Genomic DNA, 24,111 nt, shown 5'->3' on the forward strand with positions numbered 1-24,111 from the left:
CACCGTTGCTGGAGGCTTCGCCTCGGACGCAACGGCGGCTAACTCGCGGCCGGGCCGCTACGGCCACTGCGTGGCCGCTGCTCCCTATGGGTCGCAGGTGGGGGCTGGGTTTTGTGTGGGCGTGGCGGATTTGGGGTTTGCGGGTCAGCGCGGGTTGAAGGCGCCTTCGAGGGCCGTGATGAAGTACGGGAATTGGGAGGCGAAGCGGTGGAGGTTTCTGTCTTGGTCGTAGCCGGCGAACCAGTAGAGGCCTGGTTGGGAGTCGGCGCTGGGGTCCATGTCTCGGAAGGTGCGGATCCAGTTGTCTGCTCGGCCGCTGATCACGGTGTAGGGCAGGGCTCGGGAGAAGATCGTTTCCTGGTCGATGGGGGGGATCTGGTCGCGGGTGATGGTTTCCAGGGCGCGTTGCATGGCGCGGACTCGGCCGGCGACGGTGTCGCCCAAGGGGGTTCGCGTCGGCAGGTAGGTGGGTAGCAGCATGGCTGCGCCGCCTGCCAGGGCGATGGCTACGCCTACCAGGGCGTGGCCTGCGGTCAGGGCGAGGACGACGGTGATGGTCACGCCGAGGGCGATCAGGGCGGCGCCGATCCAGCGGGGCAGGCTTCGCTGTTTGGGGTCGGCGAAGGCGCCGGTGGCTACGGCGTCGTCGCGCATGGCGTTGCGGATCGGGTCCAGTTGCAGGCGGCCGGGGGTGCGTAGTTCGCGCACGGCCACGGTGTCGGTGCCCTCGGGCAGCAGCATGTCGTAGACGGTGCGCTCGAAGTCGCGCAGCTGGTCGTCGGGGGCGTTGACTCTGCTGATGCGCCAATCGTTTTCGCCGCGCGCGTTCACCGGCGTGATCCACAGGTAGCGGCGCACGGCGAGGTCGACCACGGTGGCGGCGATGTCGACGGGGTCGGCGTGCTCGTCCAGGATCAGGCCCGCCTCGCCGGGCAGCACACCGTCGGGGGAGGTGAATTCGACGCGGCCGCCCTGCTGGATCAGCGGATCGAACGCGTCACTGCCCGCCATCGCGGCCGCGGCACGTTTCCGGGCCAGCAACACGTAGGCGATCATGCCCGCCAGGGCCAGCAACAGCGCGCCGAACGCGGCGAGCACGGGCATGGTGAAGTCGAAGAAATTGTTCGAATCACCGCCCCGCACATCGGCATTGGCGGGCACGGTGCCCGGCGGCATCTGCAGGGTGAGGTCGATGGCATCGCCCTTGTGCAGGTCGGTCTGGCGCAGATACAGCACGCCGTCGGGTTCGGTGTGCACGTCCGCGCACGGCTTGGCATTGCCCGCGGGCCCGAGTTTGCAGTCGATGATGCCCATTTGGAAGCTGGGGCTGATCACCGAGACGTCGAGTTCGGCGATATCGGCGTTGAGCACGCCCAGCCAATGGAACACCTGCGTGCCGGGCGCGTCGGAGACGGTGTTGTGCACCGTATACGTGAACTTGGATTCGCCGGGCTTGGCTTCGACGACGAACTGATCTTCGACGGTGGTGGCGGTGCCCGACCCCGTCGCGGTCACATCGGTGACCTTGAACACGCGCTCGACATCGTCGCCGACCTTCAGGCGCAGCGGCAGCGACATCGTGAAGTTGCCGTTGTCGGGCACCACCACGGTTTCGCTGACCTGCAGCACACCGGTTTCGGTGAGTGTGAGGTCGGCGATGATCGAAACACCGGTCGGCGCGGGCTGCGTGTGGGCCACCGGCGCGGCCGCGAGCAAACCCGCCGCGGCGAGTAGCAGCGCGCCTGCGGCGCCCCCCCGAAAAGTCAGCATGGGTGCTTACTCTAGACAGCTTGCTATTCTGCGTCAGCGGCTGTCGATGACTCATGAGACAAGGGGGGTACGGGGGAGTGACTCAACCACCGTACGGTTATGGGCCCAACGGCCCAGGTGGACGACCGGTTCCACCACCCCCTGGCTATGGCCCGCCCCCGGGATATCGGCCTGCACCCGGATACGGGCAGCCAGGTTATCCACAGCCCCAGGGTTATCCGTCAGGTTATCCACAGGGTTACGGCCAGCGTCCGGCCTACGGTCCGCCGCCCGGATATCGGCCACCGCCGATGCCCTACGGCCCGCCCGGCAGGCCCACTCCGCCCCCGCGTAAGCGTGGCGGCGGGTTCACCTCGCTCGTGCTGGTGGTCATCTTCCTGCTGGTCGGCGGCCTGGTGAAGTACGCCGTCAACACCGGCGTCGACCTCGGCATCGGCGCGATCGGCCCCAAACCGAGCACCACCTACACCCCCGAACCCGGCATCGCGCCCGCCGCGACCGGCGACAACCCGCTGCTCACCGACGCCGACGGCGCCCTGGTCCCGTCCTCGTGCAACTACGCGCCGTGGGGCACCCAGGTCGACAAGGCCCGCGCCTTCTTCGAATCGGCCGCGCGCTGCCTCGAGGCGTCGTGGAAACCGTTGCTGGCGCAGAACAAACTGCCCTTCGAGGCGCCCACGCTCAGCGTCACCGCGAACACGTCGGGCATCACCACCCCGTGCACCGGTTCCACGAGCAACTTCGCCGCCTTCTACTGCCCGGCGAACAAGACCATCTACATGCCGATAAGCCAGCTGCAGACCGAGCAGTTCCGCGACAACTGGGTGGTGTACCTGTCGGTGTTCGCGCACGAGTACGGCCACCACGTGCAGGCCCAGTCGGGCATCCTGCGCAAGGCCAACAGCGAACGCGTCGACGTGGGCGCCCGCTCGGACAAGGGGCTGGAGCTTTCGCGACGAGTGGAGTTGCAGGCCAACTGCTTCGACGCGATGTTCATCGCCGCGTCCAACGACGCGGGCTCGCTGAGCTCGTCGCAGGTCACCGTCGCGACCAAGGATTCGCACGGCCGCGGCGACGGCCCCGGCGACATGCGCGATCACGGCACGGCCGCGCACGGCGGTCAGTGGTTCGAAACGGGCCTGGATAACCGCACGCCGCAGTGCAATACGTTCACCGCCCCGGCCGGCGAAGTCAGCTAGATGTCGCAACCGCCCGGCTACGGGCCCTACCAGGGTCCGGCCGTGCCCGGCTACGGGCAGCAGCCGAACTACGGGTATCCGCCGCAGTACCAGCGCCCGATGCCACCGCCGTACGGGCGCCCGATGCCACCGCCCTACGGTCGACCGTTGCCGCCACCGTATGGCTATGCGCCGCAAGGCTATCCGCCGCCGCGCCGTGGTGGGTCGGATGTGCTCGGTGCGATGTTCACCGTGCTGATCGTGTTCGGGGTCGTCGGACTGTTGGTGGCCGCGGTGGTGATGTCCGATCAGAGCTCACCCGGCACGGTCGCGCACCCGCCCTCGCCCAGCTTCACCTACACCCCGGCCGCGGCGACCACGAATCCGACCACGGCGCGCGCCACCTCCGCGCGCACCAGTGCCCCGACCACGACCAAACCCGCAGGGCCGCAACCGGTTATCGCGCTGGATCAACATCCGCTGTTCCGCGACGACAACGCCGGCCTGACCAATATGGACTGCGATCTGCCGCGCTGGTCGACGAATGCGACGGTGGCCAAGGCGTTCTTCGCGGCCGCGCAGGTGTGCCTGGACCAGATGTGGCGACCCAACCTCGCCGCGGCGAACCTGCCCTTCCGCAGTCCGGGTCTTGTTGTCACGGAACAACCTTCGGAACTGTCCTCGCCGTGCGGTGGCGCCACCAGCGACGCGTTCTACTGCAGTGCGTCGAGCACCATCTACATGTCGACGGCGGGGCTGGTGCTGCACAACACCCCGTATCCGCCGATGGAAGCGCTGTCGGTATACGCGCACGAATACGGCCATCACGTCCAGGGGCTCACCGGGCTGCTGCAGGCTTCGTCGAACCAGCGCCGCTCGCAGGGCACGATGTCGGCGGGCGGGCTGGAGACGTCACGTCGAATGGAGTTGCAGGCCAGCTGTTTCGGCGGCATGTACATCGGTTCGTCGGAAGCAGGCGGTTCGTGGACCTCGCAGGAGGGCTACGCCGCGGTGAAGCACAACTACAACCGCGGTGACGGCAACGGCCGCCACCGCGATCACGGCACCCCCGACCACAACGGGAACTGGTACAACCACGGCTACTTGAAGAACCGAAACTTCGAATGCAACACGTGGTTGGCACCAGCGAACGAGGTCAGTTAATTCCCGTAGTGACCTTCGCCGAAACGGCGGGGCGAACTACCGTGCACGCCTTCGGCATACGCGGTTTCGGCGTGGAGGGCGAAGTCGATGCCCGCGGTTTCGTCTTCCTTGCTCACGCGGAAGCCCAGGGTCTTGTCGATGCCCTTGCCCAGCACCCACGAGACCGCGAAGGCGTACGCCGCCACCGCCAGGATCGCCACGATCTGCTTGCCGAGCTGGGCGAGGCCGCCGCCGTAGAGCAGGCCGTTCACGCCGCCGGTCATCACTTCGGTGGCCAGCAGGCCGATCAGCAGGGTGCCGATGATGCCGCCGACGAAGTGCACGCCGACCACGTCGAGCGAATCGTCATAGCCCGCTTTGTGTTTCCAGCCGACCGCGAACGAACACACCACGCCCGCGAGCAGGCCGACGACCACCGCGCCGAGGGTGTTCACCACGCCACACGACGGGGTGATCGCGACCAGACCGGCCACCGCGCCCGAGGCCGCGCCGAAGGTAGTGGGCCTACCGTCGCGCACCTGCTCCACGATGAGCCAGCCGAGCATGCCCAGACTGCCCGCGACCAGGGTGTTCAGGAACACCGCCGCCGCGGCACCGGTGGCGCCCAGCGCGGAACCCGCGTTGAAACCGAACCAGCCGAACCACAGCAGGCCCGCGCCCAACAGCACGAACGGCAGATTGTGCGGACGCATCGCGTCGATGTTGAAACCGATCCGCGGGCCGAGCACCAACGCCAACGCCAAGGCCGAAGCGCCCGAGGCGATCTCGACCACCAGGCCGCCCGCGTAATCCAGCGCACCGAAGTTCAGCAGCCAGCCATCAGGACCCCACACCCAGTGCGCGATCGGCGCGTACACCGCCAACGTCCACAGCGGCACGAACACCATCCACCCGGCGAACTTGGCGCGGTCGGCGATGGCGCCGGAGACCAGGGCGGCGGTGAGGATCGCGAACGTCAGCTGAAAGGTGACGAACAGCAGTTCCGGAATGGTGCCGCGCACCGACTCGGGACCGATCCCGGCCAGGCCGAAGTGTTCGAGATTGCCGATCAGGCCACCACCGGCGTCGTCGCCGAAGGCCAGGCTGTAGCCGGCGAGCAGCCAGACCACGGTGACCAGCGGGATCGCGATGAAGCTCATCATCAGCATGTTCAGCACGCCGGTCGAGCGCACCATCCCGCCGTAGAACACGGCCAGCGCCGGCGTCATCAACAGCACCATGGCGGTAGCCGCGAGTAGCCAGGCGGTGGCCGCCGGGTCGATCGTTGCGGGCACGGGAACTCCTTCCACGCGTGATTGCGTCGCGAGAAAGTTACCGAACGCTCACCGTGGGGGTCGGCGCTAGGCCCGGTTTTCCTTCGCCAGCGCCCGCGCGCCGCGTTTGCCGGGAATGGGCAGGTCATCGCTGTCGGCCAGCCACTCCGCGGTGGTGAGCCAGCGGCGCTGGGCGTGCGCGTCGGCCACATCGAAGAACAGGCGGCGGCCGCGATCGTCGCGCGCGTCCCTGGCCAACACCGCCCAACTGGGCGGCTTGCCCCGCTGCGCGGTGTGTTCCACCACGAATCCGGTGACCAGCTTGCCGACCATGTTCACCGGCTTCTGCGAGACCCGATTGCCGAACTTGGTGGTGTGCCAGCGCCGCGCCGGGCACAGCGAACCGGGACTGGCGTTCGACGCGATCCAGCCCGCGCGCTGCGCCCGCTCGATCAGCCAGAGATGTTTGACTGCCGACGGCGCGATCTCGCCGACCCGTTCGGCGATGAGCTCGCAGATCTCGGCGTCGGCGAGGATGTCGCGCCTGGTCGGGCCCACATTGTGGTCGGTCCAGTGGGCGGCGGCCAGGCGCGCGAGGATGCGACCGAACTCGTCGATGCTGCGCTGGGCGCGACGGCCCAGACGTTCGATCCGCTCGGCCTCGCGGCGCATCTCGTTCTGCGCGGTCAGCGTGCGAATCGCCGCCATCGTCGGCACCTGCCCGCGGTGCAGCAGTTGCAGGATGGCGTCGGCGGTTGCCGGGTCGGCCGCGGCCGCGACGGGTAACGAGTCGCGTTTGATGTCGTAGTCCTGGGGGCTGATCGCGCGGCTCAGCAGCCCGACCGCGGCGTTGTCGCCTGCGAAGTCGGTGTGGGCCAGCCAGGCGGTTGCGATGTCATCACACGACAGCACGGTGAAACGTTCCTCCGGTCGGTGCGGTGGGGGAGCGATCGGTGCGCGAAAGTTGTTGTGCCCCGGCCGGGATGAGGGACCGGCCGGGGTCACCAACCTGATGAAGGTTTGGCCACCGAAGTTGCCGAGACCCACGTTAGCCAGACGCTTGCGCCGATGTCACGGTGCTTGATGTTTCCGTTACATTCAGTAAGTGGGCGTCAAGCGGGGAATGGGTTTGCATTTCCGGTGTAACCAGGATCGTTGGACTGGACGGTGCGGGTTTAGCCGTGCACGGCGCAGTCGATAGCTCGGTCGTTGCGCCTGCTGGACCGCTTTGCTCCTACGCTCCAGACCGCGTAATGCAATGTGATTTAGATCACAACATGGCCTTGGCTTCGTTACCTGGCGGGCGTCCAGTGCCAGCCGCCGATCAACCATGTCGGTGGGTCTCGGTAGCCTGTGAGCTGTGGCTCTGTACCGGAAGTATCGACCGGCGACATTCGCGGAAGTAGTGGGTCAGGAGCATGTCACCGACCCGCTGAGTACAGCGCTGGACACCGGGCGCATCAGTCACGCGTACCTGTTCTCCGGTCCGCGTGGTTGTGGCAAGACCTCGTCGGCGCGCATCCTCGCGCGCTCGCTCAACTGTGTGGACGGGCCGACCTCCACGCCGTGCGGGACCTGCTCGTCGTGTGTGGCGCTGGGTCCGGGTGGCTCGGGCAATCTCGACGTCACCGAACTCGACGCGGCCAGCCACGGTGGCGTCGACGACACCCGTGAGCTGCGCGATCGCGCCTTCTACGCCCCGGCCGAGTCGCGCTACCGCGTGTTCATCGTCGACGAGGCGCACATGGTCACCACCGCCGGTTTCAACGCGCTGCTCAAGATCGTCGAAGAACCACCGGCCCACCTGATCTTCATCTTCGCCACCACCGAGCCGGAGAAGGTGCTGCCCACGATTCGCTCACGCACGCACCACTATCCGTTCCGGCTGCTGCCACCCGCGACCATGCGCGGCCTGCTCGGCAAGATCTGCGAGCAGGAGAATGTCCCGGTCGAGGAAGCGGTGTATCCGCTGGTCATCCGGGCCGGCGGCGGTTCCCCGCGCGACAGTCTCAGCGTGCTCGACCAGTTGCTGGCAGGCGCCGGAACCGAAGGCGTCACCTACCCGCGCGCGGTCTCGCTGCTGGGCGTCACCGATGTGGCGTTGATCGACGACGCCGTCGACGCGCTGGCCGCCGACGACGGCGCCGCCCTGTTCGGCACGGTCGACGCGGTGATGGAAGCAGGCCACGACCCCCGCCGCTTCGCCGTCGACCTGCTCGAACGCCTGCGCGACCTGATCCTGCTGCGCGCGGTCCCCGACGCCGCCGACCGCGGGCTGGTCTCGGGGCCCGGCGACGTGCTGGAACGGATGCGTGACCAGGCGCAACGCCTCGGCCCCGCCACTCTGACCCGCTACGCCGAACTGCTGCACGAGGGGCTGGGTGAAATGCGCGGCGCGACCGCACCTCGGCTGCTGCTCGAGGTGATCTGCGCTCGGATGCTGCTGCCGTCGGTTTCCGATGCGGAATCGGCGACGTTGCAGCGGTTGGAACGGTTGGAGCGTGGGTTCGCCGGGGGAGTTGTTCCGGCTCCTGCGCGTCCGGGTCCGGCTGCGGGCGAGGGGGTTGATCGTCCGGCTGCTCAGGCCTCGACCAGCGAAAGCCGTCGTCGCGGAGCGGAACTCCTGGCCGCAGCCCGCGCTGAGAAAGAAGCAGCGGCCGGTGGAAACCCGAACTGCGGTGTCGCGGAGCAGGTGTCCGTCAGTTCGCCCTCGACCCCCGCACCTGTGCATTCCGCGCCACCTGTGGAAACGTCCTCGCCCGTTGCGGATTCGCCGGTCCGAGCCGCGCCGCCTGTATCTGTGCCGCCCGTGCCTGCGCCGGTACAGCCCGAGCCTGCGCCGGCGCAGGCCGAGCCGTCGGTGCCGGTCGTCGCGGCAGCCGCAGCGGCCTCGTCGTCTGTGGCCGTCGATCAACCAGCGGTCGAAAGTGCTCCCGTGCGCACCGTCGCTCAGGAGCCGGTCGCCGCACCGCCGGAGTCGCCCATCGTCGCCGCGCCGCCCGTCGTCGATGACGTCGTTGCCGCGGAAGTAGAAGCCTCGCAGCCTGATTCGGTTCCGGCACCGGCGGAACCCGAGCCGCAGCGTCCGTCCGCACCGGCAGAACCGCAGGCCGGCGCCCCGCAAGCACCGGAGTCGACCGAGGATCTGGTCGGGATCGTCGATGCCGCGTGGCCGGAGATCAAGGGGCGCGTGCGTGAGTTCGGCGCCACCTTGCAGGCGTTGTTGTCGGGCGCTGCGGTGTCGCGGGTGGACGGTGACGTGATCGTGTTCGCGCATCAGAGCGCTCCGCTGGCGCAGCGGCTATCCGATCCTCGCAATATCGATGCCGTGCGCTCGGCGGTGCGCGCGGTGCTGGGTCGCGAGTTGGATGTGCGCTGGGAAACAGGCGCACCCACGCCGCGCGCAGCACCGGCAACCAAGGCCGCGCCCGCACGGGGACCGGCGGAGACCAAGCCCGCGGGTCGACCGAAGTTCTCGCGACCGAGCCAGGCCGCGGGCAGTCAGTCGTCGAACCGGGCCAACCGTCCGTCCGACGACGACATCCCGCCGCCCGATTTCCCCGACTTACCCGACGACCCCGGCCCCGAAGACGGCTCGCAGCCCCGGTCCGACGCCGATTCCGCGCGTGCGGCCGCGGTTCTCGGACCGCCGACCCCGGAGGAGGAACGGGAGATGTTGGCCGCCGCCGCGGTGCCGGTGGCCGCGGGCGACCGTCAGGACCCGGACGAGGTCGCCTTGGCCTTGCTGCGTGAACAGTTCGGGGCAAAGAGTGTGGACGGTTGACAGTGGCCGTCCGCAGCGCGTTAAGTTAACCGGAGTTCGCACACCACGGTAGTATGAACGGGTGGCCGGAAACGCTGGATGGACATGGTTCTATGCTCCGCTGGTGCTTGCCGGGATTTGTACGACGCGCAGCCGATCGGTCGTGGCGTTCGTGCGGCCACCGCACCCCAAGGAAGGAAACACTCCGATATGACCACAGAGGCCTACATCTACGAGGCCATCCGCACTCCGCGCGGCCGCGGCAAGAAGAACGGCTCGCTGCATTCGGTCAAGCCGCTGGATCTGACTGTTGGTCTGATCCAGGAGCTGCGTAACCGTTTCCCTGACCTCAACGAGGATCAGATCTCCGACGTCATCCTCGGTGTTGTCACCCCCGTCGGTGACCAGGGCATGGACATCGCCCGCACCGCGGTCACTGCGGCCGGCCTGCCCGACACCGTCGGTGGCTTCCAGCTCAACCGCTTCTGCGCCTCGGGCCTCGAGGCCGTGAACTTGGCTGCGCAGAAGGTTCGCTCGGGCTTCGACGATCTGGTGATCGCCGGTGGCGTCGAGTCGATGTCGCGCGTGCCGATGGGCTCCGACGGCGGTGCGTGGGCGCTGGACCCGGCCACCAACTACGACGGCTACTTCGTGCCCCAGGGCATCTCGGCCGACCTGATCGCCACCATCGAGGGTTTCTCCCGCGATGACGTCGACGCCTACGCCGTGCGTTCGCAGGACCTGGCCGCCGCGGCGACCACCGGCGGCTACTTCGCCAAGTCGATCGTCCCGGTCAAGGACATCAACGGCCTTGTCGTGCTCGACAACGACGAGCACATGCGCCCCGGCACCACCGCCGCGGACCTGGGCAAGCTGAACCCGGCCTTCGCCGGCATCGGCGAGATGGGTGGCTTCGACGCGGTCGCGCTGCAGAAGTTCACCTACATCGAGAAGATCAACCACGTCCACCACGGTGGCAACAGCTCGGGCATCGTCGACGGCGCCGCCCTGCTGCTGATCGGCTCCGAGGCCGCCGGTAAGGCTTCCAACATGACCCCGCGTGCGCGCGTCGTCGCGACCGCCACCTCGGGTGCGGACTCCACCATCATGCTGACCGGCCCCACCCCGGCCGCCAAGAAGGCGCTGGCTCTGGCCGGTCTGACGATCGAGGACATGGACCTCGTCGAGATCAACGAGGCCTTCGCCTCGGTGGTGCTGAAGTTCCAGAAGGACCTGAACGTCCCGGACGAGAAGCTGAACGTCAACGGTGGCGCGATCGCGATGGGCCACCCGCTGGGTGCCACCGGCGCGATGATCACCGGCACGGTGCTCGACGAGCTGGAGCGTCGAGGCGGCCGCTACGGCCTGATCACGCTGTGCATCGGTGGCGGCATGGGTGTTGCCACCATCATCGAGCGTGTCTGATCCCCGGCCGAACACTTCTCACAGGAGAGAACGAAACACTATGACTGACAACATCATCGGCTGGGAGAAGGACGCCGACGGCGTGGTCGTCCTCACCATCGACGACCCCAGCCAGGGCGCCAACACGATGAACGACGCGTACATCACCTCGATGGCCGCCACCGTTGATCGCCTCGAAGCAGAGAAGGACGACATCACCGGTGTCGTCATCACCTCCGGCAAGAAGACCTTCTTCGCCGGCGGCGACCTGAAGAACATGATGCAGGTCGGCCCGGACAACGCGGCCGAGGTTGCCACGATGCTCAACGGCGTCAAGGGCCCGCTGCGTCGTCTCGAGCAGCTGGGCAAGCCGGTCGTCGCGGCGATCAACGGTGCGGCGCTGGGCGGTGGCCTCGAGATCGCGCTGGCCACCCACCACCGCATCGCGGCCGACGTCAAGGGTTCGGCCATCGGCCTGCCCGAGGTGTCGCTGGGCCTGCTGCCCGGTGGCGGCGGCGTGACCCGTGTGACCCGCATGATCGGTCTGCAGAACGCGCTGATGCAGGTGCTGCTGCAGGGTCAGCGTCACCGCGTGACCAAGGCCAAGGAAATCGGCCTGATCGACGAGGTCGTGTCCTCGGTCGACGAGCTGCTGCCCGCCGCCAAGGCGTGGATCGCGGCCAACCCCGAAGCGGCGCAGCCGTGGGACAAGAAGGGCTACCGGATCCCCGGCGGCACCCCGTCCACCCCGGCCTTCGCGGCGAACCTGCCCGCGTTCCCGGCCAACCTGCGCAAGCAGATCAAGGGCACCAACATGCCCGCCCCGCGCGCCATCATGGCCGCGGCGGTCGAGGGCGCGCAGGTCGACATCGACAACGCGCTGGACATCGAGGGTCGTTACTTCATCAGCCTGCTCACCGGGCCGGTCGCGAAGAACATGATCCAGGCGTTCTTCTTCGACCTCAACCACATCAACGGTGGCGGCTCGCGTCCGTCGGTCGAGGATGTGCCCAAGCGTGACATCAAGAAGATCGGTGTCATCGGCGCCGGCATGATGGGCGCCGGCATTGCCTACGTTTCGGCGAAGGCCGGCTACGAGGTCGTGCTCAAGGACGTCGCCATCGAGTCCGCCATCAAGGGCAAGGGTTACGCCGAAGCCATCGAGGCCAAGGCGCTGTCGCGTGGCAAGACCACCCCGGAGCGCTCGGCCGAGCTGCTGGCTCGCATCACCCCGACCGCGGACGCCGCCGACTTCAAGGGCGTCGACTTCGTGATCGAGGCCGTGTTCGAGAACCCGGACCTGAAGAACAAGGTCTTCCAGGAGATCGAGGACATCGTCGAGCCCGACGCGCTGCTCGGCTCCAACACCTCGACCCTGCCGATCACCCTGCTGTCGGAGGGTGTGAAGCGCTCCGAGGACTTCATCGGCATCCACTTCTTCTCCCCCGTGGACAAGATGCCGCTGGTCGAGATCATCAAGGGCGACAACACCTCTGACGAGGCGCTGGCCCGCGTGTACGACTACACCCTGGCGATCAAGAAGACCCCGATCGTGGTCAACGACAGCCGCGGCTTCTTCACCTCGCGCGTGATCGGCACCTTCATCAACGAGGCGATCTCGATGGTCAAGGAAGGCGTCGACCCGTCGACCGTCGAGCAGGCCGGTCTGCAGGCCGGTTACCCGGCCGCGCCGCTGAAGCTGAGCGACGAGCTCAACTTCACCACCATGCAGAAGATCTCCAAGGAGACTCAGGCCGCGCTGATCGAGGCGGGCCAGGAGGATCAGATCAACGCTGCCGCCAAGGCGTCGTCGGAGGTCATCAACAAGATGGTCGACGAGTTCGACCGCAAGGGCAAGGCGGGCGGCGCCGGTTTCTACGACTATGTCGACGGCAAGGCCACCGGCATCTGGGAGGGTCTGCGCGAGACCTTCAACTCCAGCCGTGAGCTCCCGGAGGGTGTGACCTTCCAGGACCTCAAGGACCGGATGATGTTCGCCGAGGCCATCGAGACCCAGAAGTGCTTCGACGAAGGCGTGCTCACCAGCACCGCCGACGCGAACATCGGCTCGATCTTCGGCATCGGCTTCCCGGCCTGGTCGGGCGGCTCGCACCAGTTCATCGTGGGCTACCCCGGCGGCCAGGAGGCCTTCGTGGCCCGTGCCGACGAGCTGGCCGCGAAGTTCGGCTCCCGCTTCGAGGTCCCGGCCTCGCTGCGCAAGTAGTTCACGGCTTCCGGTTCACCGGATAGGAGCCCGTCACCCTTTCGGTGGCGGGCTCCCGCTGTTTTCTGACGGCGTGCCGTGCCATACTGTGACGCAAGTTCTGAAAAAATTCAGAACTGTTCCCGGATGGCTGAGGTACGCGGCATGATCACCGAAGTGCAGTGGAGCGAGCTACAGCGAGACCCAAAGCAGGTGGCGCGGCTGGCCGACCAGGGCGACGTACGCGTGCGTCGCCGCGACGGCGCGGCCCTATTGCTGACGCGCGAGGATCGGGCGAATGGACAGTCCGAAGGCGCGGTCTTCGCCGCGCGTGCGCTTCGCAGCGTGTTGTTGCATCTACCGCACGACGCGGCGGCCCTGGCATTGCTCGACGAGTACCCGTGGATCGATCACCTGCCAGATGATGCGAAGCGGGAGTTCGTGCGCGACTTCGCCCGCGCCTTCCAAGCCTCAGCAGAACTCGGGGAATGGTCGTTGCTGACCCGCGTTCTGCATGAATGGCGAAGTACCGCACAGGTTTTCGCCGACCCCACGCTCGCGAAGCAATTGGCCGCGCCGATCGACGACGACTTCGGCCCAGTGCCTCCACCGGAGGGCGACTGACGTGCCCAAACGAGGAGATCGGGTGGCGCCGCCGGCTCGGCCAGGCGCGTGGGAGGCACGATTTGCCACCTCTGAGGCAGCCAAGGGCTGGGAAGAGCTCTGTCGGGTCTGTCGTTCGAATACCTGGGAGGCATGGATTGTGCTGACTGAGCGGCCGACAGACCCGGAGAACCCTTCGCGGCAGCATCGACTACGCAACATCTATTCAACTCGGACGATCGGTGGATCGACCCTGGATCAGTGGCAGTACGAGGTCACGTCCGGCGGCCGGATCTGGTATTGCCCCGATCCTGATGCTCGCGTGGTCTGGTTGACGTTGGCGGGCACTCGACATCCAAAAGCGACCGACTGAGATCGGTGTTCGTGGCTCGCGCCGACGAGCTGGCCGCGAAGTTCGGCTCCCGAGAAACCAATTCTTCGCCGATCCGCGGTGCGGCGCAAGAGTCGCTAGCGGAAGCCGATCGCGGCGGCGATGTCGGTGTGGCGGTAGCGCAGGTACTTGTCGACCAGGGCCGCGTCGACCGCGGCGGTGGCGGTGGCGAGGGTGATCACCACGAACTCCTTCGAGGAGCTGGCCTTCCATTTGCCGGTCTCGAAGTCGTCGATGATGCCGCCGGGTCGCACGTTCAGATCCTTCTCCTCGATCTGATCCGCGGCCGCCTCAGCCGCCGCCGCGTCCTTCATGCCCAACACGAACTGCTTCAACTTCACCGCCCCGCCCTCCGCGGTCAACAGCATCTCGGTGGCGTACTGGCAGCCGAGACCGGTGAGTTTCCCGCCCTTCTCGACCGGCGCGCACCCGCTGTGATCGCGCCCCTCCACCCAGTCGGCCGTCATCGCGACATCGCCCATCTTGAAGTTCCACGGACCTTCATAATCGGCATAACTCAACCGAGCCCCCGCCTTGGGCGTCGGCTTCCCGGTGGTGGTCTTGGTCGGCGCCGTCTTCGTCGTCGGGGTAGCCGTGGCAGACGCGGCCACCGCCGTCCCCGCGATCCCATCGCGCGCCCCCCACACCAAAAGCCCGGCCCCACCGACCAGCCCGACCACCACAATCAACGCGATGACAATCCACCCCGCGTTCGACTTCGGCGGCGGCCCGAGCGGCGGAACCTCCTGCGCGTACCCAACAGGCCCATACCCCTGCGGCTGCCCCCAAGCCCCTGGATCCTGTTGTCCCGATGGATACGTCATAAAGCCAGCCCCCCTTGTCAGCCCGGCGGCACTCCCAGTCCGGGTTCGTACCGTCGACCCTACTTTCCTCTATCGCTGAGGCGAGCGGGTGCTCCATTCGAGAAGTGATGACGCGACCAGGTATTGCTCAAATGCTATGTGAGAACACGGAATTGGAAATCACGTACTCCGTCCCGTACTGCTCGTTCGATGGACAGTTCGGCGCGCGGGCCTGATTCCTGCGCGCGGTGGAGCAGTGTGCGGCGACTCGCTATGCCGCGTTTGAGCAGGTCGGCGACGGCTGATGCGACGACATCTTGGTCTGTGGTGGCTAGTGCGGCGTCGAGGATCGATCGGACGGCGGTGGTTGCTACAGGGATGGCTCCACCAGGGCGATGGGCCTACGATCAGGGTAGGTCGGGCAATGGTTCAGCAATCTCTAGGAGATCTGATGAATGCGTTTCTTGCGCGGGCGTCCGCTGTTTCCTTCGCGTGCGCATCCGTCGCCAGCCTGGTTCTTTTCTCATCCGCTGCCGTATCGGCTGATTCCGGGGCGGGAATCACTGATTACGGCAACGGTTGTTATCTCGATCCTGGCAATCGTGGGGCGACCATCGACTCGTTGCGGTTCCGGTGCAATGTCACCCAGCAGGACCAGATCTACCGGGACTCGCAGGCGGGGGCGATCGCGAACGGGCTCACCAACGGGTGGGTGACGCGGCCGCCGCAGCTGGAATCGGTGGCGCCCGCGCTGTGGATCGGCAAGGTGTTCCGCACGGGGCCCGACGGTGGCTCCCTCACCAACCGGGTCACCGGCGCCGGCATCGAAGCCTTCCCGGCCGACGTCTACCGAGCCTCCTCGATCCTGGACGGCGGCCCGGCCTGGGCTCTGAACTACGCACCGTCGCCGACCCCGCAGGTCTACGACGAGATTCGCGAGGTCACCCCGGGTGTCTGGTTCGGCTATTCGTGGTGGCGCGAGGGTGATTGGCCGCTGTTGGCCGCGTTCGTTTTGGCACCGGCCTGATCGAGTTCTTGACCCTCCACCCGCTGGAGGGTGTTTTCTGGTTCTCATGACAGCAACCGTGGCGATCGGCGAGTTCGCCCGCCTCACCCATCTGAGCGTGAAAACGCTGCGGTACTACCACGAGATCGAGCTACTCGAGCCTGCGTCGGTAGACGCGGGCACCGGGTATCGCCGGTATTCCACCGACCAGGTGGAGGGCGCGCATCTGATCCGCCGCCTGCGCGATCTCGACATGCCGCTGCCCGAAATCCGCACCGTGCTGGCCGCGGCCGACCCCGCCGAGCGTGACGCCGCCTTACGGGCGCATCTGACCAGGATGGAGGCGGAACTGGATCGCACCCGGGAGGTGATCCTGTCGCTGCGCGCGCTGCTCACCGCGCCCCCGCCGCCGATCGACGTCGACTACCGCGTCGAGCCCGCGTTCACCGCTCTCGCCTACACGGACCAGGTCGACAGGACCGGCATCGACACATGGTGCGGGACCGTCTTCGAACAGCTGTACATGATCCTGCTCGAAGCGGGTATCGACCCGGCAGGTGTTGCGGGAGCGACCTATTCGAACGAGTTCTTCACCGACGACAACGGCGAGGTCACCGCGTTCGTGCCGTTACCGCCCGGAACGGACTTCGTCCCGATCGGCGACTTCGCTGTGCTGGAGTTCCCGTCCCGCCAGTTCGCCGTGGCCGTGCACGACGGCCCGTTCGAAGACTTCGACCGCACCTATGGCGCCCTGGGCAGCCACGTCGCCGAACACGACGCCGTACTGCCCGACGAACCGGTCCGCGAGCGCTATCTCGTGGGCCCTGACATCACCGACAACCCGGCCGAATTCCGCACCGAAGTGTGCTGGCCGATCACCGAAGGAGAGACCTCATGACCATCGCCCTGGCCAACATCACCATGGATTGCAGCGACGCGTCCGCGCAGGCGCAGTTCTACGCCCAACTGCTCGACGTGCCGGTGGACCCGGAAGCCACACCGTTCTTCGCCACGGTCGGGAAATCCGCGGGACTCTCCCCGATCCTGATGTTCATCCAGGTCGCCGACAAGACCCCTGGCAAGAACGTGGTCCACCTGGACTTCCACACCGCGGAATGGGCGGACTACATCGAGCGCGCAGTCAGCTTGGGCGGCAAGCACATCGGTGACTTCGACGAGTACGGCATCCAGTGGACAACCCTCGCCGACCCCGAAGGAAATCTCTTCGACATCGGCAAGGACTGACCAGCGACTGCGCTCAGGCCAGTTCGGCGGCGAGCTTGCCCAGCACCTCGGCCTGGATCTTCTTCAGGCCCAGCGGCGCGAAGATGCCTTCGAAGATGCCGGCGATACCGCCCGCGCCCTTCCAGCTGGTGTCGACGGTGACCTTCGAGCCGGTGCCGTCGGGGGTGACGGTGTAGGTGGTGACCATGGTGGAGTTGGCGTCACGCTCGGTGAGCACCGAATCCGACACCGTCACGGTCGCGCGGACGTTGCGGGACCGCTTCTCGGTGGCCTGCAACGTCCACTCCACCACGGTGCCCGCGCCCTGACCGCCCTCGATCACCTTGTAGTCGCGGTAGTGCGAGGAAAGAATGCGCGGCCGGATCGTCTCGTAATCGCCGATGGCCGCGAGCGTGCGCTGCGGATCCGCTGCGACCACGATCGAACTGCTGGCGCTGACCTGTCCCACTGTGTGACTCCTTGCTGGGGGGTGACGATATATCTCGACCGGGTTACATCCTGCCCTGTGCCAGTGCGGATCACCCGGCCAGGTTGCGGCGGCGGAGAAACATGTGCGTGACATTTTGTCGCGGCGCGCAAGTAACCGGTGGCCCAGCGGTCAGGCTCGTACTAGCGTCGAGGGGGTGGCAGTGAGTCTTTTGGGTAGGGCTGGTCACGAACCGGCCGCGCGCGAGTCCGGATATGCCGCGCATCGAGCGGGGGTGAAGCGACTGCTGGACAGCTATCGCGCCATCCCACCCGGTGCCGTCGTCCGACTGGCGAAGAAGACGTCGAACTTGTTCCGAGCCAGGGCGGCCACCACCGCGCCCGGGCTGGACGTGTCGGGCCTGGGGCAGGTGATCGCGGTAGACCCCGAAGCGCGCACGGCCGATGTGGCGGGCATGACCACCTATGAGGACCTGGTGGCGGCCACCCTCCCGTACGGGTTGGCGCCGCTGGTGGTGCCCCAGCTCAAAACCATCACCCTGGGCGGCGCGGTGACCGGCCTCGGCATCGAATCGACTTCGTTCCGCAACGGTCTACCCCACGAATCCGTGCTGGAAATGGACATTCTGACCGGCGCGGGCGAGATCATCACCGCGACCCCGACCGGCGAGAACGCCGACCTGTTCCACGGCTTCCCCAACTCCTACGGAACCCTCGGCTATGCCGTCCGCCTGAAGATCGAGCTCGAACCGGTCCTGCCGTTCGTCGAACTGCGGCACGTGCGTTTCCACAACCTGCGCGACATGGAAGCCGAGCTCGCCCGCATCGTCGAGGAACGTCGGTACGACAACGAGGATGTCGACTACCTCGACGGTGTGGTGTTCAGCGCCGGCGAAAGCTACCTGACGCTGGGTCGCAAGACCGACGAACCGGGCCCGGTCTCCGACTACACCGGCATGGACATCTTCTACCGTTCCCTGCAGCACGCCGACGGCGTGAAACGCGACCGGCTGACCATCGCCGACTACCTGTGGCGCTGGGACACCGACTGGTTCTGGTGCTCGCGCGCCTTCGGGGCGCAGAACCCGAAGATCCGTAGGCTCTGGCCGAAGTCGCACCGTCGCAGCAGTTTCTACTGGAAATTGGTCGCGCTGGACCGCAAGCACCACATCGGCGACCGTCTCGAGGCCCGCAAAGGCAACCCCCCGCAGGAACGCGTCGTGCAGGACATCGAGGTCCCTGTGCAACACACCGCCGACTTCGTCGAGTGGTTCCTGCGGGAAATACCGATCGAGCCGATCTGGTTGTGCCCATTGCGGTTACGTGCCGTCGATGACCCCGCTACGGAGAACGCGCGTCCGTGGCCGCTGTACCCGCTCGAACCGCAACGCACGTACGTCAATGTCGGATTCTGGTCGGCGGTGCCGACCAAGCGAGGTCAACCGGAAGGGGCGGCCAACCGCGCGATCGAGAAGATCGTGTCCGCGTTCGACGGACACAAGTCGCTGTACTCGGACTCGTACTACGACGAGGCCGAGTTCGCCCAGCTGTACGGCGGCGACACCTACACCGAACTGAAGAACCGTTACGACCCGGACCAACGACTGCTGAATCTGTATTCGAAGGCGGTGCAACGCAAGTGACGACATTCAAGGACCGAACTGACAAGGCCGTCGGCCTATCCGAACTGGGGACCCGGCTCACGATCGCGGAGGTATTCGAAACCCTCGTGAACGGCGATGTCCCGGTCCGCCTGACCGCCTACGACGGTAGCGCGACCGGACCGCAGGACGCGCCCTACACCCTCGAGATCAAAACCCCGCGCGGCATCAACTATCTGGCGGGTGCCCCCGGCGACCTCGGCATGGCGCGCGCCTATATCGCCGGCGACATGGTCGCCGACGGTGTGCACCCCGGCGACCCCTACGACCTGCTGAAAGCCATGCAGGGCATGAAGTTCCATCGCCCGTCGGCCCTGTCGCTGGTGACGATCGCCCGCTCGCTGGGCTGGGAACGGCTCAAACCGATCGCGCCGCCGCCGCAGGAGACGCTGCCGCGCTGGCGCCGGATCGCGCTGGAAGGCTTACGCCACTCCAAGACTCGCGATGCCGAGGCGATCCACCACCACTACGACGTGTCCAACAAGTTCTACGAATACGTCCTCGGCCCGTCGATGACCTACACCTGCGCGGTCTACGGCGACGAGAACTGGACGCTCGAGCAAGCACAGGAGAACAAGTACCGGCTGATCTTCGACAAGCTGCGCCTGAAAGAAGGCGACCGGCTGCTCGACATCGGCTGCGGCTGGGGCGGCATGGTCCGGTACGCGGCACGACGCGGCGTGCACGTGATCGGGGCGACCCTGTCCGCCGAACAGGCCGCGTGGGCGCAGCAGAAGATCGCCGAGGAAGGCCTGAGCGAGCTGGCGCAGGTCCGGCACAGCGACTACCGCGACATCCCCGAGGGTGAGTTCGACGCGGTGTCCTCGATCGGCCTCACCGAGCACATCGGCGTGCACAACTACCCGTACTACTTCGGCTTCATCAAGGACAAGCTGCGCGACGGCGGCCTGTTCCTGAACCACTGCATCACCCGCCACGACAACACCCGCACCACCAAAGCCGGCGACTTCATCGACCGCTACGTCTTCCCCGACGGCGAACTGATCGGCTCCGGCCGCATCGTCTCCGAGGCCCAGAACATCGGCCTCGAGGTACTGCACGAGGAGAACCTGCGCGAGCACTACGCCCTCACGCTGCACGAATGGTGCAAGAACCTGGTCGAAAACTGGGACGCCTGCGTCGACGAGGTCGGTGAGGGCACCGCGAAGGTGTGGGGCCTGTACATGGCGGGCTGCCGACTGGGCTTCCAGCGCAACGTGGTGCAGCTGCATCACGTGCTCGGCGTGAAGTTGGGCCCCGACGGAACCTGGGATGTGCCGTTGCGACCTTGGTGGACGCCTTAGCTTGTTGCCGTGTTCTCGGCGCGCCTCCGCCGATGGACTGACCGGAGGGTGCGACGAAGGAGTGCCCGTAGGGAGGGAAGAGGTGGAGTTAAGCGCCGAGAACCGCGGCGCCAGCCGCAAAAATTACAGCAATTGGTCGAGGAAGTGACCGGGGAGGGCCTGCAGGATCGGGTGGTCCTGCCCGTCATGGGATTGCGTGCGCAGCACGTGGAGCAGGCCCACCACCCCCGGGCCCGCGTCCAATAGCGGTCTGGTCCAGCCGAGTTCGGCGCAGGTGCGCAGGACCGGCAGCACCAGCCCGGTCGCTTCCCCGACCCACCCTGCCGACGCCAGGCACTCGGCAAGCAGCAAGGTCGCGTCCAATTCCGCACGGGGACGGTTCTGTTCGAGTGTCTGCGCGTAGATCACCCTGGCGTGCCGGGCCGCGCGATCGTCGGCGCGTAGGCGCTGCTCGGACAGCAGTACCCGGATGTCGGCGATGGCGCGCGCCTCGGTGATCAGCGCGGGGGCGCCCTTCTTGCTACGACGCACGCCATTGCCGGACGTGTCCGGTGCGAAGTTGTCGGGACCGGTGGGCAGCCCGAGTCGGGACCGCTCGGCGCGGACATGGGCGTCCAGGCGGGCCAGGTTGTTCTCCGCGGCCACCCGCGCGCCTTCGTCGAGCCGGGCCGAGGCCGTGTACTGGTCGCCGAGCGCGGCCTTCACCCTGGCCCCGATCACGAACGTCGCGATCAGGAAGTCGACCGGCCCGACCCTGGTCACCAGCTCGTGACTCTCGTCGAGTAGTCGATCAGCAGCCGCCAGATCACCACGGCGATAGGCCAACTCGCCCAGCAGAGCGGCTGCGACACGGGCGGCGTCCGAATGCGGGCCGGCTCGCTGCCGTGCGGTTTCGTAGGCCTGCTCGAAACAGTCTGTGGCAGTAGCGATATCGAGCTGCTCGTAAGCAGAATCGCCCAGCGCGCACAGTCCGAACACCGGACCGAGCGGATCCTTCGACTGCGCGTGATAGTCCGCCGCCCAGTCCTGCAACTGCGTCACCGCGGCGAAATCGAACTCGCACAGTCGAACGAACGACATCAAGTTCGCGGCGGTGGAAACCGTCCAGACGGGCAGGTCGTTCGGCTGCGCCACCAGGGAAGCAAGCCGGTCGGCCACCTCGGCGGTGTCATCATGCGCCACCCGATCCGCCGCATCCAACACCGTTGCCGCAGACCGCTGTTCGGACACCTCCGGCCCGTCTGGCGAACTGCGCGCCAGCAGGTTCGACAACCGACCCAGCGCACTGCGCGCCGACCCCGTCTGCTGCATGTTCATATTCGCCCGAGCCACCGCCATCAACAGCTTCGACCGCGAAGTCACCTGCTGCACAGGCAGTTTCGACACGCTGCTGAGCAGGGTAGCCAGCCGCGACCCATCGATCAGATCCATGCCACCGCTTTCGAGCAGATCGGCGGCCAGCTTGAGATCGGTCGCCGCCAGCGCGTGATCCACCGACTTCCGCAACGACTGATGCTCGGCATACCAACGAGCCGCCCTGCGGTGCAACACTTTCGAACGCCCCGGATGCTCGCGTTCCAGCCGCGCACGCAGATGCTCGGCGAACAACGGCTGCATCCGATACCACTCCGGATCATGCTGAACCCGATGCAGAAATAGCTCCCGTTGCTCGGACTGTTCCAGCATCGCCGCGCCGTCGGGCACATCGGCGAGCAGCCCGGCCAGCGAACCGTTCACCCGCTCGACCACCGAGATCGCCATCAGGAACTCCAACTGCTGCGGCGCCAACGCGTCGAGCACGTTCTCCGCCAGATACTCCCGCATCCCGTGCCCGCCCTCGGCCAGCGAACTGAGCAGCTGCGCCGGGTCGGCTTTTCCGCGCAGCGTCAGGCTCACCAGTTGGATCGCGGCGGGCCAGCCGTCGGTGGCGGTGTGGATCTGCTCGATCTGCTCGTCGGTGAGCGCGAAACCGTTGCGCTCCACCAGGATCTGCCGGGTTTCGGATTCGGTGAGGCGCAGCGCGGCGGCATCCAACTCGACCAGTTCGTCGCGCACCCGCAACCGACTGATCGGCAGGCCGGCTTGATCGCGGCTGGTGATCACGAACCGCACATGGTGACAACCGTTGTCGAGCAACGCCGCCATCGCCCGATGCACGCCGGGGTCGCGCACGCGATGCCAGTCGTCCACCACGATCACCACCGGTTCACCGCTGGCGTGGATCTCGTCGATCAGTTTCGCGATCACGTAGGCGACCGCGTCGGCGGGCCGTTCCTCCAGCACCTGCTCGAGGCCCGCGCCGACATCGGGGCGCACGCGGCGGATGGATTCGATGAGGTGCGCCAGGAACCAGATCTCGCTGTCGTCGTCCTGGTCGACACCGAGCCAGGCGACCGGAATGTCGCGAGTGGCCAGGTCAGCGCGCCATTGGGTGGCGACGGTGCTCTTGCCGAAACCGGCAGGGGCGTGGATCAGGGCGAGGCGGCGCTGACCTCCGTCGCGCAGGACGTCGAGCAGGCGTTGACGCGGAAAGGGCTCGCGGGCTGGGGTGGGCGGGCGGAATTTGGTGGCGGCGGTGGGCGGCAGGGTGCCGGTTGTCGTGCTGGGCATGGGCATCGACGCGCCCGCCGGTTGCAGCGTCAACGGCCAACTACGGTGGCCGGTCACCGATTTCAGCGCGTGAGGCGCCTCGTCGGTGGTGTCCGTGGAGTCCAGCAGCGCCATTTCGTCGGGCATCTGCGCGTGCGCGCGCTGGACCTCGCGCAACAGTTCGCCGAACTCGTAGGCCGAGGCCGGACGGTCGTTCGGGTCAGGGGACATGGCCCGTTCGATCACCGCGGCCACGTCGCCGGGGATGTCCTGAGCGCGCAAGTCGGGGACGTGCTGGGTGGTGATGCGCAGGAACTGGGCGACCACCTTCTCGCCGGTGTGGCGTTCGAACGCGGCGTGGCCGGTCAGCAGGGCGAACAGGGTCGCGCCGAGCCCGTAGACATCAGACCGCACGGTCGGTTCATGGCCTTTGAGAACCTCCGGCGCGGTGAACGCGGGCGACCCGGTGATCAGACTGCTCGACGTCTGGAACCCGCCGGGAATCCGTGCGATGCCGAAGTCGGTGAGCTGTGGTTCGCCGTAACCGCTGATCAGCACGTTCGCCGGTTTCACATCCCGGTGCAGGATCCCCGCACGATGCGCCGACTCGATCGCCGCGGCCAACTTCACCCCCGCACGCAGGGTATCCGCCCAGGTCAGCGGGCCGCGATCATGGATGAGCCGTTCCAACGAGCCGCGCGAGCAGTACGGCATCACGATCAGCGGCAGACCCGTCTCGGTCACGTCGACCTGCAGGATGTCGACGATATTCGGGTGCCCCGACAGCCTGCCCATCGCCTGTTCTTCGCGCAGAAACCGCTCCCGGCTCTCCATATCGATCTCCGAGGACAGCACCTTCACCGCGACGGCCCGATCCAGCGCCGGTTGTAAAGCCCGGTACACAACCCCGAACCCGCCCCGCCCGATCTCCTTGGCCCCCGTCAACCCCATGACGTCGAGTTCCGCGATCACCGCCTCGTCCGGCTCCCCCGGAGCCACCGTCCGCTGCGTGTTCAATCCCCCGGCCGCCGCCTCGGAGTGCCCGCGCTGCAACCGCGTCGGCTCCGGATCCATGTGACCACCTCTCGACAATCGGTGTCACCGGCGTTTCAGTCGGTACGCGGCGGCCGAAACCGACCATGCCGCACATATCCAAGCTAGCGCGATCGAGCATCTATCGGGTGGAGATTCGACGCTGTGGCGGCAACGGTTATCCCAACCGCCGCACCTGACGCCTACGACTAAACTGACAACACAACGCGCCCATCCCCGCTCCCACGGTTTTCGGCCGCCTCGCACCTGGGGGGCGCGACGGAACGTCGAAGGCGCAGTATCGTCCCTCGGGTGC

Annotated in this window: 17 protein-coding genes; 11 read left to right on the forward strand and 6 right to left on the reverse strand. The window is 66.9% G+C overall.

Annotated elements, in window-relative coordinates; translation table 11 throughout:
- Window positions 1-144: 144 nt before the first annotated feature.
- Window positions 145-1,770 carry a DUF2207 family protein gene (locus ACFWU5_RS18635; RefSeq protein WP_379268059.1) on the reverse strand — a complete coding sequence of 542 codons (1,626 nt, stop codon included), beginning with the start codon at window positions 1,768-1,770 and terminating at the stop codon, window positions 145-147.
- Between the two features lie 290 nt (window positions 1,771-2,060).
- Here ACFWU5_RS18635 and ACFWU5_RS18640 point away from each other — a divergent pair, with 290 nt between their 5' ends.
- Both ACFWU5_RS18640 and ACFWU5_RS18645 read left to right on the forward strand, forming a co-directional pair.
- Entirely contained in the window at window positions 2,061-2,969 is a 909-nt protein-coding gene (locus ACFWU5_RS18640) for a neutral zinc metallopeptidase (RefSeq protein ID WP_379247732.1), read from the forward strand.
- The gene (locus ACFWU5_RS18645; RefSeq protein WP_379268060.1) at window positions 2,970-4,112 is read left to right on the forward strand and encodes a neutral zinc metallopeptidase; all 1,143 of its coding nucleotides are present in this window, start codon (window positions 2,970-2,972) and stop codon (window positions 4,110-4,112) included.
- Here the strand turns inward: ACFWU5_RS18645 and ACFWU5_RS18650 are convergent.
- Together ACFWU5_RS18650 and ACFWU5_RS18655 are read right to left on the reverse strand one after the other, a co-directional pair.
- Window positions 4,109-5,332, reverse strand: a complete 1,224-nt coding sequence (locus ACFWU5_RS18650) for an ammonium transporter (RefSeq protein WP_379247736.1) — start codon at window positions 5,330-5,332, stop codon at window positions 4,109-4,111. The genes ACFWU5_RS18645 and ACFWU5_RS18650 overlap by 4 nt on opposite strands.
- Window positions 5,333-5,452: 120 nt before the next feature.
- On the reverse strand, window positions 5,453-6,277 hold the full coding sequence (locus ACFWU5_RS18655; RefSeq protein WP_379247728.1) for a hypothetical protein: 825 nt from the start codon (window positions 6,275-6,277) through the stop codon (window positions 5,453-5,455).
- 448 nt (window positions 6,278-6,725) lie between these two features.
- Between ACFWU5_RS18655 and ACFWU5_RS18660 the strand changes: the two genes are divergently transcribed.
- From ACFWU5_RS18660 to ACFWU5_RS18675, 4 genes are all read left to right on the forward strand, one after another.
- Window positions 6,726-9,149 carry a DNA polymerase III subunit gamma and tau gene (locus ACFWU5_RS18660; protein ID WP_379268061.1) on the forward strand — a complete coding sequence of 808 codons (2,424 nt, stop codon included), beginning with the start codon at window positions 6,726-6,728 and terminating at the stop codon, window positions 9,147-9,149.
- Between the two features lie 189 nt (window positions 9,150-9,338).
- A complete protein-coding gene (locus ACFWU5_RS18665; RefSeq protein WP_379247724.1) occupies window positions 9,339-10,553 on the forward strand; it encodes an acetyl-CoA C-acetyltransferase in 1,215 nt (404 codons plus the stop codon).
- A gap of 40 nt (window positions 10,554-10,593) precedes the next feature.
- Complete coding sequence (locus tag ACFWU5_RS18670) at window positions 10,594-12,756, forward strand: 3-hydroxyacyl-CoA dehydrogenase NAD-binding domain-containing protein (protein ID WP_379268062.1); 2,163 nt, start codon at window positions 10,594-10,596, stop codon at window positions 12,754-12,756.
- Between the two features lie 126 nt (window positions 12,757-12,882).
- Window positions 12,883-13,359, forward strand: coding sequence for a hypothetical protein (locus ACFWU5_RS18675; protein WP_379268063.1), 477 nt, complete (start codon window positions 12,883-12,885; stop codon window positions 13,357-13,359).
- Window positions 13,360-13,806: 447 nt separating this feature from the next.
- Here the strand turns inward: ACFWU5_RS18675 and ACFWU5_RS18680 are convergent, their stop codons facing one another.
- Window positions 13,807-14,553: a hypothetical protein gene (locus ACFWU5_RS18680; RefSeq protein WP_379268064.1), complete on the reverse strand. Its 747-nt coding sequence runs from the start codon at window positions 14,551-14,553 to the stop codon at window positions 13,807-13,809.
- Between the two features lie 430 nt (window positions 14,554-14,983).
- Between ACFWU5_RS18680 and ACFWU5_RS18685 the strand changes: the two genes are divergently transcribed.
- Genes ACFWU5_RS18685 through ACFWU5_RS18695 form a run of 3 tightly spaced genes read left to right on the forward strand, consistent with a single transcriptional unit; the run spans window position 14,984 to window position 16,783 of the window.
- Complete coding sequence (locus tag ACFWU5_RS18685; protein WP_379247714.1) at window positions 14,984-15,559, forward strand: hypothetical protein; 576 nt, start codon at window positions 14,984-14,986, stop codon at window positions 15,557-15,559.
- Window positions 15,560-15,605: 46 nt separating this feature from the next.
- A complete protein-coding gene (locus tag ACFWU5_RS18690) occupies window positions 15,606-16,436 on the forward strand; it encodes a MerR family transcriptional regulator (protein WP_379247712.1) in 831 nt (276 codons plus the stop codon).
- Window positions 16,433-16,783, forward strand: coding sequence for a VOC family protein (locus ACFWU5_RS18695; RefSeq protein WP_379268065.1), 351 nt, complete (start codon window positions 16,433-16,435; stop codon window positions 16,781-16,783). The genes ACFWU5_RS18690 and ACFWU5_RS18695 overlap by 4 nt, the downstream gene beginning before the upstream one ends.
- A gap of 13 nt (window positions 16,784-16,796) precedes the next feature.
- Here the strand turns inward: ACFWU5_RS18695 and ACFWU5_RS18700 are convergent, their stop codons facing one another.
- Window positions 16,797-17,231 carry an SRPBCC family protein gene (locus ACFWU5_RS18700; RefSeq protein ID WP_379268066.1) on the reverse strand — a complete coding sequence of 145 codons (435 nt, stop codon included), beginning with the start codon at window positions 17,229-17,231 and terminating at the stop codon, window positions 16,797-16,799.
- 181 nt (window positions 17,232-17,412) lie between these two features.
- On the opposite strand from ACFWU5_RS18700, the gene ACFWU5_RS18705 reads away from it, so the two are divergent.
- Both ACFWU5_RS18705 and ACFWU5_RS18710 read left to right on the forward strand, forming a co-directional pair.
- Complete coding sequence (locus tag ACFWU5_RS18705) at window positions 17,413-18,852, forward strand: FAD-binding oxidoreductase (protein WP_379268125.1); 1,440 nt, start codon at window positions 17,413-17,415, stop codon at window positions 18,850-18,852.
- Window positions 18,849-20,174: a class I SAM-dependent methyltransferase gene (locus tag ACFWU5_RS18710; RefSeq protein WP_379268067.1), complete on the forward strand. Its 1,326-nt coding sequence runs from the start codon at window positions 18,849-18,851 to the stop codon at window positions 20,172-20,174. The genes ACFWU5_RS18705 and ACFWU5_RS18710 overlap by 4 nt, the downstream gene beginning before the upstream one ends.
- A 123-nt stretch (window positions 20,175-20,297) precedes the next feature.
- Here ACFWU5_RS18710 and ACFWU5_RS18715 read toward each other — a convergent pair whose 3' ends face one another.
- Window positions 20,298-23,837, reverse strand: coding sequence for a protein kinase (locus ACFWU5_RS18715; RefSeq protein WP_379268068.1), 3,540 nt, complete (start codon window positions 23,835-23,837; stop codon window positions 20,298-20,300).
- Window positions 23,838-24,111: the final 274 nt, after the last annotated feature.

The sequence above is a fragment of the Nocardia sp. NPDC058640 genome (assembly GCF_042716995.1).
In the GTDB taxonomy this organism is placed as follows: domain Bacteria; phylum Actinomycetota; class Actinomycetes; order Mycobacteriales; family Mycobacteriaceae; genus Nocardia.

Bases quoted from the DNA above. Each gene is read 5' to 3' on its own strand.
- ACFWU5_RS18715 (WP_379268068.1), bottom strand. From the start codon at position 23,837: ATGGATCCGGAGCCGACGCGGTTGCAGCGCGGGCACTCCGAGGCGGCG.
- ACFWU5_RS18650 (WP_379247736.1), bottom strand. From the start codon at position 5,332: ATGGTGCTGTTGATGACGCCGGCGCTGGCCGTGTTCTACGGCGGGATG.
- ACFWU5_RS18645 (WP_379268060.1), top strand. From the start codon at position 2,970: ATGTCGCAACCGCCCGGCTACGGGCCCTACCAGGGTCCGGCCGTGCCC.
- ACFWU5_RS18670 (WP_379268062.1), top strand. From the start codon at position 10,594: ATGACTGACAACATCATCGGCTGGGAGAAGGACGCCGACGGCGTGGTC.
- ACFWU5_RS18690 (WP_379247712.1), top strand. From the start codon at position 15,606: ATGACAGCAACCGTGGCGATCGGCGAGTTCGCCCGCCTCACCCATCTG.
- ACFWU5_RS18695 (WP_379268065.1), top strand. From the start codon at position 16,433: ATGACCATCGCCCTGGCCAACATCACCATGGATTGCAGCGACGCGTCC.
- ACFWU5_RS18675 (WP_379268063.1), top strand. From the start codon at position 12,883: ATGGCTGAGGTACGCGGCATGATCACCGAAGTGCAGTGGAGCGAGCTA.
- ACFWU5_RS18635 (WP_379268059.1), bottom strand. From the start codon at position 1,770: ATGCTGACTTTTCGGGGGGGCGCCGCAGGCGCGCTGCTACTCGCCGCG.
- ACFWU5_RS18640 (WP_379247732.1), top strand. From the start codon at position 2,061: ATGCCCTACGGCCCGCCCGGCAGGCCCACTCCGCCCCCGCGTAAGCGT.
- ACFWU5_RS18685 (WP_379247714.1), top strand. From the start codon at position 14,984: ATGAATGCGTTTCTTGCGCGGGCGTCCGCTGTTTCCTTCGCGTGCGCA.
- ACFWU5_RS18665 (WP_379247724.1), top strand. From the start codon at position 9,339: ATGACCACAGAGGCCTACATCTACGAGGCCATCCGCACTCCGCGCGGC.
- ACFWU5_RS18680 (WP_379268064.1), bottom strand. From the start codon at position 14,553: ATGACGTATCCATCGGGACAACAGGATCCAGGGGCTTGGGGGCAGCCG.